The organism is Bradyrhizobium sp. CCBAU 53421, from assembly GCF_015291625.1.
Classification (GTDB): Bacteria; Pseudomonadota; Alphaproteobacteria; order Rhizobiales; family Xanthobacteraceae; genus Bradyrhizobium.
The window spans coordinates 2236322-2245625 of the sequence record NZ_CP030047.1; the positions used below are offsets into that span (position 1 = coordinate 2236322).

The 9304-nt window shown below is 63.3% G+C and carries 7 protein-coding genes and 1 tRNA gene; 4 read left to right on the top strand and 4 right to left on the bottom strand.

The features are described 5' to 3' along the window. Positions 1-12: 12 nt before the first annotated feature. From XH92_RS10625 to XH92_RS10635, 3 genes are all read right to left on the bottom strand, one after another. On the bottom strand, positions 13-474 hold the full coding sequence (locus tag XH92_RS10625) for a GNAT family acetyltransferase (protein WP_194459166.1): 462 nt from the start codon (positions 472-474) through the stop codon (positions 13-15). Then, the gene (locus tag XH92_RS10630) at positions 471-1898 is read right to left on the bottom strand and encodes an FAD-binding oxidoreductase (RefSeq protein WP_194459167.1); all 1428 of its coding nucleotides are present in this window, start codon (positions 1896-1898) and stop codon (positions 471-473) included. Before XH92_RS10630 ends, XH92_RS10625 begins: the two co-directional genes overlap by 4 nt. Before the next feature lie 112 nt (positions 1899-2010). Continuing rightward, positions 2011-2997: an L-threonylcarbamoyladenylate synthase gene (locus XH92_RS10635; protein ID WP_194459168.1), complete on the bottom strand. Its 987-nt coding sequence runs from the start codon at positions 2995-2997 to the stop codon at positions 2011-2013. A gap of 78 nt (positions 2998-3075) precedes the next feature. Between XH92_RS10635 and XH92_RS10640 the strand changes: the two genes are divergently transcribed. Beyond that, a tRNA-Pro gene (locus XH92_RS10640) sits at positions 3076-3152 on the top strand. 298 nt (positions 3153-3450) lie between these two features. On the opposite strand, the gene XH92_RS10645 is transcribed toward XH92_RS10640, so the two are convergent. Continuing rightward, positions 3451-4707: a hypothetical protein gene (locus XH92_RS10645; RefSeq protein ID WP_194459169.1), complete on the bottom strand. Its 1257-nt coding sequence runs from the start codon at positions 4705-4707 to the stop codon at positions 3451-3453. Positions 4708-6370: 1663 nt separating this feature from the next. Between XH92_RS10645 and sfnG the strand changes: the two genes are divergently transcribed. From sfnG to XH92_RS10660, 3 genes are read left to right on the top strand one after another with little or no spacing between them, the layout of a single operon-like run. After that, complete coding sequence (gene sfnG / locus XH92_RS10650) at positions 6371-7471, top strand: dimethylsulfone monooxygenase SfnG (RefSeq protein WP_194459170.1); 1101 nt, start codon at positions 6371-6373, stop codon at positions 7469-7471. 22 nt (positions 7472-7493) lie between these two features. After that, complete coding sequence (locus tag XH92_RS10655; RefSeq protein ID WP_194461205.1) at positions 7494-8411, top strand: ABC transporter ATP-binding protein; 918 nt, start codon at positions 7494-7496, stop codon at positions 8409-8411. Beyond that, complete coding sequence (locus XH92_RS10660) at positions 8411-9301, top strand: branched-chain amino acid ABC transporter permease (protein WP_168855828.1); 891 nt, start codon at positions 8411-8413, stop codon at positions 9299-9301. The genes XH92_RS10655 and XH92_RS10660 overlap by 1 nt, the downstream gene beginning before the upstream one ends. Positions 9302-9304: the final 3 nt, after the last annotated feature.

Genomic DNA, 9304 nt, shown 5'->3' on the forward strand with positions numbered 1-9304 from the left:
TCCTCAACGCTGTCACGGCGTGGCTTCGCGGCCGTCGAGCCATTTGGCCAGCATCACCGAGGTCGACTCCTCATAGCCGAGCGATTGGTAGAAAGCGCCGGCCTTGGCGTTCTCCCGCCGTACCAGCAATTGCAGCTTCGGCACGCCGGCATTGCGCAGCCAGTCTTCGGCCGCCGCCATGATGGTGCGGCCAAGCCCCTTGCCCTGGCGGTTGGGATCGACCGCGACGTAATAGACCCAGCCGCGATGGCCGTCATGGCCGACCATCGCGGTTGCCACGATCGCGCCGGCGTTGCGGCCGACCAGCACGGCCGAGCTCGGACCGCGCCGCGCCAGCGCGATGTCGGCCGAGGGATCGTTCCACGGCCGCGTCAGGCCGCAGGCCTGCCACAGCGCGACGACATCGGCGATATCGGCGTCGGTGATTGGTGCAATGGCGAGTGAAGGGGAGGGCGTTGTCGCCTGCACGGTCACAGCACCTTGCCCGGATTCATGATGCCGAGCGGATCGAGCATCGCCTTGACCTGCCGCATCAGCTCGATCGCGACCTTGTCCTTGACGTCGGGCAGTTCGTCGCGCTTGAGCACGCCGATGCCGTGCTCGGCCGAGATCGAGCCGCCCATCCGCAGCACGATCTCGAACACGACGGCATTGACGTCGTGCCAGCGCGCCAGGAAGTCGGCTGCATTGGCGCCGACCGGCTGGCTGACATTGTAGTGGATGTTGCCGTCGCCGAGATGGCCGAACGGCACCGGCCGGGCGCCCGGGATCAGCTTCACGACCGCCGCATTGGCCTCCGCGATGAAGGCAGGCACGGCCGCGACCGGTACCGAGATGTCGTGCTTGATCGAGCCGCCCTCCGGCTTTTGCGCGGCCGACATCTCGTCGCGCAGTTTCCAGAACGCCTGGCGCTGGCTCAGATTGGCGGCGATCACAGCATCGTCGACGATGCCGTCTTCCATGCCCTGGGCGAGGATCGCCTCCAGCGCGTCGCGGGCATCGTCGCGCGATGACGATAATTCCATCAGCACGTACCAGGGGTGCTTGCTCTCCAGCGGATCGCGGATATCGATGCCGTGGCGGATCGAGAAATCGACCGCGATGTCGGCGAGCAGCTCGAAGCTCGTCAGGCTGCCGGCTGCCTCGTTGCGCGAGATCGACAGCAGCTTCAATGCCGCCGCCGGCGACTTCAGGCCGACATAGGCGGTCTCGACCGCGCGCGGCTTCGGGAACAGTTTCAACGTTGCCGCGGTGATGATGCCGAGCGTGCCTTCGGCGCCGATGAAGAGGTTGCGCAGATCGTAGCCGGTGTTGTCCTTCTTCAGCTTGGACAGGGCGTTGAGCACGCGGCCGTCGGCCAGCACGACCTCGACGCCGAGGGCCATCTCGCGCGCCACGCCGTAGGCAAGCGCGCCGGTGCCGCCGGCATTGGTCGAGAGGTTGCCGCCGATGGTGCAGCTGCCTTCGGCGCCGAGCGACAGCGGGAACAGCCGATCGACGTCGGCTGCTTTCTGCTGCGCGATTTGCAGCACCACGCCGGCCTCGCAGGTCATGGTGTTGGACTCGACGTCGATGTCGCGGATCTTGTCGAGCCGCCGCAGCGACACCACGACCTCGCCATTGTGCGGCGTCTGCCCGCCGACCAGGCCGGTGTTGCCGCCCTGCGGCACCAGCGCGATCCTGTGCTCGCTCGCAAGCTTGCAGATCGCGGCGACTTCGGCGGTCGAGCCGGGGCGCAGCACCAGCGGCGAGCGGCCGTGAAACAGGTCGCGCTCCTCGGTGACGTAAGGCTTGATGTCGGCAGGATCGGTCACCGCGTATTTCGCCCCGACGATGGCGCGGAACTTTTCAAGCAATTCGGGCGGAAGCGGCGGCACCGCTGATTGGACGATGTTCATTTTTTCTTGGTCTTTCACTCAGTCGGGATCTTTATTGTGGCCATGACCTCCGCGCAAACGCGTCGCGTTCATCGCGGCGAAAACCGGCTCGCAGGTTTCCGGGTCATGCTTGCTACCGCCCAACGGCTGCGCGGCGCAGCCGGTCGTTGATGGCTTCGCCGAGTCCGTCCTCGGGAATAGGCATCACTGCGATAGCATCCGCGTTTCTCTTGTCGAGCGTGCGAAGGTAGCCGAACAGATTGGCGGCGGCCTCGGCGAGATCGCCGCGCTCCGACAAGTTCATCTCCACGGAGGCGCATTCGCGCCGCGCGACCCTGACCGGCCCGAACGACAGCAAGGCTTCGCCGACATGGACATCGCTGGCATTGAGCCGGACCGGTGTCCGCGGCGCGTAATGCGAGGCCAGCATGCCCGGGGCGATCGGCTGGCTGTCACTCTCGGCTTCCTGCGGCGGCGATTGCAGGGGATGGCCGAGCACGCGCTCGATCTCGGCGCGCGTCAGCCCGCCAGGCCGCAGCAGCACGGGATCGGAGAAGCAGCCGACAATGGTGGATTCGACGCCGACCTCGACCGGGCCGCCGTCGACGATCATGTCGATCCGGCCCGCGAGGTCGCCGTTCACATGCTCGGCCGTGGTGGGCGAGACATGGCCGGAGAGATTGGCCGACGGTGCTACCACGGCACCGCCGAACGCCTTGATGATGTCGCGCGCCACCTTGTGGGCCGGGATGCGAACCGCGACCGTATCGAGCCCGGCGGTCGCGAGTTCCGCGACCGGGCAGGAGAGCGCCTTCGGCAGCACCAGAGTCAGGGGACCCGGCCAGAACGCCTCCGCCAGGCGCAAGGCCTGCCCGTCGAACAGGGCGATCCGGCGCGCGGCGCCGAGATCGGCGACATGGGCAATCAGCGGATTGAAGGCCGGACGGCCCTTGGCCTCGTAGAGCCGGGCGATGGCGGACGCGTTGCCGGCGTCGGCGCCGAGCCCGTAAACCGTCTCGGTCGGAAACGCCACCAGGCCGCCCTCGGCCAGAACCCCGGCGGCGGTCGCCGTGGCGGCGGCACCGGCGGGCAGAACGTGCGTTTTCAGGCCTGTATCCACTGTGACTAGATTCCTCAATTGGATGCCCTGTGGTCCCTTGCGGTCCCCGAAACCCGACGCTATAAGCCGGCCCTCAGTCGGAGTGTGGCTCAGCCCGGTAGAGCACTGCGTTCGGGACGCAGGGGTCGCAGGTTCGAATCCTGCCACTCCGACCATTCTTTCAAGCACTTATAGGTTCTGTGTTTTTTGTGCGCAACGAAATGCGCAACGATTTGAGTCTCGGCAGCCATGTCTGTCGCCCTCGAGGCAACCGTCAAGGACGTCGAACAGCGGTCCGCGGCGGCCTTGTACTGTTCTAAATCGGAAAAAAGACGATCGGGAAGCGCGAGGGAACTAGCCCCTGTCGGGATGCTACATCGAACACCATCAAGCACCACAAGTCCTCCCTTCGGACCTACGAGCTGATTTGGCGGATATCAAAGCACGAATAGCTCGCGGAGAGTAGTGGTCAGCTCAGCGCCTTGCCCCAAAAGCTTTCGCCGCCTCTTCCTGAAAGTCCGGGTGGTGATGGCCATAGTTGGCCTCTAATTGCTCAACGGTCATGCCGAGCCAGCCAGCGGCTTCCCACATGTCGACGCCCGCCTGCATCAACCATGTCGCCGCTGTATGGCGCAGTGAATGCCGGACGACGTCGTCGCCCAGCCCGGCGTCCTCCAGAATACCATTCCAGGCTGACCTGATCTTGCCAGCAAGCGGCTGGCCGTCGTGCATGCGGTTCACGACGAACCGGATTTGTTCACCGTCTCTCATAACCCCTGAGGCGCGGAGTTCTGCAGATCGAGCTTGGTCGATCCTACGCCATCGAATCAGATGCGGACGCAGGCGGCTAGCGATCTTTGCCGGCGGCCGCCGTTTCTTGGTCGACTGCTCCAGCGCCCCTTTGCCCTGGTAGACCATCGCGTCAAGGTTCATCCATGGATGGGTCGTTGTTGGTAGCCACTGGGTGCGCCGGATGGTCTCTTCGCGACGAGCACTGTAAATACCGATCAGGCAGAAGCGCGCCGCGGGATAGCGACGACGAATGATCCACCGCTCCCGTCGCGCGAGCTCGCCATCCTCGCTGCGCTTCCACGTTTCCTCCTCGGTGTCCCACACGTAGCCGATTGTTGCTCCGAGTAGGCGCGCTGCCTCGTTGCGCGTTAGCCATCGGTGTCGTCCTTCGGCTTTAGGAGGAAGAGTGATCTTTGGAACGACGGTGAGCGTATGCTCGGCGTGGTAGGCGTTCACGGCAGCGCGTAGATCTTCGAGCCGGCGTCGTGCGGTTTGATCAGAGACTGCCCCGTTGCGTGGCTTGATGCCAGCCTTCCCATGATTGTCGTTCGCAGTACCGGTGGACCAATCGACAAAGTCGCGACAAAGCTGAGCTTTAAGCTGACTGACGGTTTTATCGCCAAAAAAATTGTTAAGATCGAGCAAGCGAATGAGCAGCAGGTCATGTTGTGCCCACGCGCGTTCATCGCCCGTGTCCTTGGGCCGCTTTGAAATTTCGTAGGCAGTGAGGACGTCGGCTATCGCGAGGACGTTCGGGTCAGTTGCCCCGATGGTGCTGGTATGTCGCTCGCCGATATAGGTCTCGAGCGCCTTCGCAGCTCCGTCAATGTCGTCGCGGCTGCAGCCTGTGCGGATTTGCCGGCCACGATCGAGGATGATCCAGGTTTCATCGTCCTCTCTAAACCAGAGTCGTGGCGGCTTGGCTTTGCGGCCCGGCATGACGGCTTGACCAATTTGCAGATCGCTCGAGGGGTTGTCAGATCCTTGCCCGCAACTTTGGCGATTTCAAGAGTCCCAGTGGCCGCGGCTCTGCGCAACGATGATATTGTCAACGGACCGAGTGGGAAGAACACTGCCGCGGCCTCGACAAGGGTCATTACTTCATCCTCACCCCATTGGGCAGGATCGGGCCGCGCTTTTGCGCGAGCGAGCTTGTCGATCTTGCGCTTCGGCATTCCTTGAACGCGTTGCTCGTGGGGGCGCGCTGCCTTTGGATCGGAGCGTTAGGCCCTAAGTGTAGACGAAATCCACTCTTCGAGCAGTCCTACTGATGCGTGGATGGGGTAATCGGCGGCTTACGACTGCGAATCGGACAATTGTGCTTGCAGAGCGCAGTGGAGTGGCGGCGGCCCTTTGCTCCGGGGACAGTGGTGAGCAGCTCAATAGGCGGGAGGATCTTATTCGAGCTTGAGGTGGCGCCGCCCTATCGCAGGTTCTGCAATCTCAACAACCTGTGACAGCCGAAGCTATCCTGAGAACGAGTCTCGGCTGTCTGACATCACACTCGACTGGATGGTGGAATTCATCACCGAGAAGATTCCCGAAGCAGGGCGCGTGATCGTCGACAAGAACCTGTTACGGCTCTATCCGCCGGCCGATGGAATGATGCGCGACGAATGCATGGTCGGATGGGCGGAACCGCATTCCGTTGGTCGAAAGCGGTCCGCGACGTGCCAGAAACCGCGCAACTTCACGAGACGGTCTATCAAAGGCTTGCGATGAGCAAGGTCCGCAACTTTACGAGCTTTGGCCCGTACAGGCCAGTCGCTCTGCGAAATCATCTAAAGGCAAAGGCGTTCTTCGAACCAGCCTCGACGGAGAAGGATCTCGCCGCAAGATAACATTCCAAATGAAAAACAAACGTGCCTCGCTTTATGAGGGAGACTCAGCGGCGAAGTAGACCCCTCGCTGCCCGATAACGCCGATCACTTCGTTTCTGAATAGAGGGGGGGCAATGTAATCTGTCCAATCCAACCTATCGATCGATCGCGGCCGCAACCTCCTATTGGATAAACTAAGCCAGCGACTCCGCATCGCAAGGAGCTGCTTGGATTTGGCAAATGCTTCGCTCGCTGTCATTCCGATGGCAGGAAATTCAACTGCTGATGCAATGGAGGTCCAGCGATACACTTGTTGGACGGCTCTCGATTTTGCTATCAGAGCCGCTTGCCATTATCTTCAGCAGGCGAGTCTTCGCAACCGAGTTTTCGCCCGCATGGCAACAATCGTCGCGTTTCGCGTCAACAAAAGAATACCGCTTTCCCGGACGCGCTGAAAAAGAGTTTGGCTTGGACTCGCTCGTCCCAATTTTCTCTGAGAGTATTGGTTGCTCGCCGATGATGCTAGCGAGGGGAACGTGGATGACTTTCAAGGGCCTCTTTGACCGATCTCGAACCTGCGTTGCGCAGCTGATGTCCTATCGCGCACCGTGTTGTTGACGCACCGATTGCGCGCCGGCGCGGATCAGGGCTGCGCAAAGTTTCCCATCCCGATCTCAGTGACGGCTTGAACGAGCTGTGTCGTAACCCGCGCCAGCCGCAGCGTGAATGCATCGTGCTGCCTGCGTCACACTTGCAAATCCAAACTTCAGAAGGACATTCCTGTGACCGCGAACCATGATCAGATCAAATTCGCCTATTGGGTGCCGAACGTTTCCGGCGGCCTCGTGATCAGCAAGATCGAGCAGCGAACCGGGTGGGATATCGATTACAATCGCCGGCTGGCGCAGATCGCGGAACAGGCGGGGTTCGACTATGCCCTGAGCCAGATCCGCTTTACGGCCGGCTATGGCGCCGAGTTCCAGCACGAGCCGGTCGCCTTTAGCCACGCGCTGCTCGCGGCGACCACGAAGCTGAAAGTGATCGCGGCGCTGCTGCCCGGGCCTTGGAATCCGGCGGTCGCCGCCAAGCAGATTGCCACCATCAGCCAGCTCACCGAGGGCCGCGTTGCGGTCAATATCGTCTCTGGCTGGTTCCGTGGCGAGTTCACCGCGATCGGCGAACCCTGGCTCGATCACGACGAACGCTACCGGCGCTCGGAAGAGTTCATCCGGTCGCTACGCGGGATTTGGACTCAAGACAGCTTTACCTTCCGCGGCGATTTCTATCGCTTCAGCGACTACACGCTGAAGCCGAAGCCGGCCCAGCCGCTGCCCGAGATCTTCCAGGGCGGCAGCTCACGCGCGGCGCGCGACATGGCCGCGCGGGTGTCGGACTGGTACTTCACCAACGGCAACTCGGTCGATGAGATCAAGAAGCAGGTCGACGACATCAGGGCCAAGGCAAGGGCCAACAGCCATTCGGTCAGGATCGGCGTCAATGCGTTTGCGATCGCGCGCGATAGCGAGGCCGAGGCGCGCAGCGTCCTCAACGAAATCATCGCCAAGGCCGATCCGGAGGCCGTCGATGCCTTTGGTCACGAGGTCAAGAACGCCGGCAAGGCCTCGCCGGAAGGTCAGGGCAATTGGGCCAAATCGAGCTTCGAGGATCTCGTCCAGTACAATGACGGCTTCAAGACCAACCTGACAGGCACGCCCGAGCAGATCGCCGAGCGCATCATCGCGCTCAAGGCGGTCGGGGTCGACTTGGTGCTGCTCGGCTTCCTCCATTTCCAGGAAGAGGTCGAGTATTTCGGCCGCCGCATCATTCCGCTGGTGCGTGCACTGGAAGCGGACGCGTCGCGGCACGTCCAGGCCGCCGAGTGATCCGGGAAACATTGGCGTGACCATGATCGCAGCAAGCGCGGGTGTGCTTCCGTTGGATGGCGCCCTTGTCGAGCCGGCGCTCTCTGCGCCCTTGTCCGCGCGCGCGGACGTCGCGGACCGTGCGCTCGTGAAACGAGACAGTGGCGAGATCCAGCCGGTGCTCGCGCTTGCTGACATCTCGCTCTCGTTCGGCGGCGTCGCCGCACTGCGCGACATCGATCTCGAGGTCGCACAAGGCGAGATCCGCGCGGTGATCGGCCCCAACGGTGCCGGCAAGAGCTCGCTGCTCAATGTCATCAGCGGGCTCTACCGGCCGGACCGGGGCCGGGTCTGGCTCGGCGAGCATTCCTTCGGCCATGTACCGACGGCGCGGCTGGCGCAGCATGGTGTGGCGCGGACGTTCCAGAATCTCGCTGTGTTCAAGGGCCTCTCGGTGCGCGACAACGTTCTGATGGGACTGGCGCACCGGGTCCGCGCCGGCTTTCTGCGCCAGATCACCGGCTCGCCTCTGGCGCGGCGGATCGAAGCGGAGAACCGCGCCGCCGCAGAAGACGTCATCGGCTTCCTGCACCTTCGCGAGGTGCGCGACCGCGCCGCCGGAACCTTGCCCTATGGTTTGCAGAAGCGCGTCGAGTTGGCGCGCGCGCTGGTGGCGCGGCCGTCGCTTTTGCTGCTCGACGAGCCCTTTGCGGGCGTCACGCTCGGCGAGAAGCACGAATTGGCTGCGCATGTCCGCAACGCCCGCGACAGCTATGGCGCCACCATCGTCCTAATCGAGCATGACATCGGTGTGGTGATGCGGCTGTCCGATCGCATCGCGGTGCTCGACTATGGCCGCAAAATCGCCGACGGCACGCCGGACCAGGTGCGGTCCGACCAGGCGGTCGTCGATGCCTATCTCGGCGTCGCGCATGCGGACGAAACGGAGCTCGCACTTTGATGTTTGACTATCAATTCCTCATCGAAGTGCTGGTGGGCGGTCTGCTATCGGGCGTGATGTATTCGCTGGTCGCGATCGGCTTCGTGGTGATTTACAAGACTTCGGGCGTGCTCAACTTCGCGCAGGGCGCGATGCTGCTGTTCGCGGCGCTGACCTTCGTCAGTCTGGTCGAGCGCGGCGTCGCGCTTCCGCTCGCGCTGCTGGCGACACTCGCGATCATGGTCGCGCTCGGTGTCGCGGTCGAGCGCACGGTGTTGCGGCCGCTGGTCAACCAGCCGCCGATCACCTTGTTCATGGCGACGCTGGGGCTGTCCTATGTGATCGAAGGCGCGGCGCAGCTGTTGTGGGGCACCCAGGTCCACGGCCTCGACATCGGCATCAGCGACGTGCCGCTCGATATCGCCGGCGTCTTCATCAGCCGGTTCGACCTGTTCGCGGCGGCGGTGGCGGGCAGCCTGGTTGCGCTGTTCGCGCTGTTCTTCCGCACCACGCGGACAGGGCTGTCGTTCCGCGCCGTCGCCGACGATCCGTTTGCAGCACTTGCGGTCGGCCTTCGCCTGCCGCGGGTGTGGGCCATCGTGTGGACGGTCGCCGGCATCGTTGCGCTGGTCGCCGGATTGCTGTGGGGCGCGCGGCTCGGCGTGCAGTTCTCGCTGTCGCTGGTGGTGCTCAAGGCGCTGCCGGTGCTCGTGCTCGGCGGCTTCGATTCGATCGCCGGCGCCATCGTCGGGGGCCTCCTGATCGGCGCGATCGAGAAGCTCGCCGAGGTCTATGTCGGCCCGTTGGTCGGCGGCGGCATCGAGGCTTGGGCGGCCTATGTCGTCGCGCTGGCATTCCTATTGGTGCGGCCCTCGGGACTGTTCGGGCAGAAGCTGGTCGAGAGGGTCTAGCAC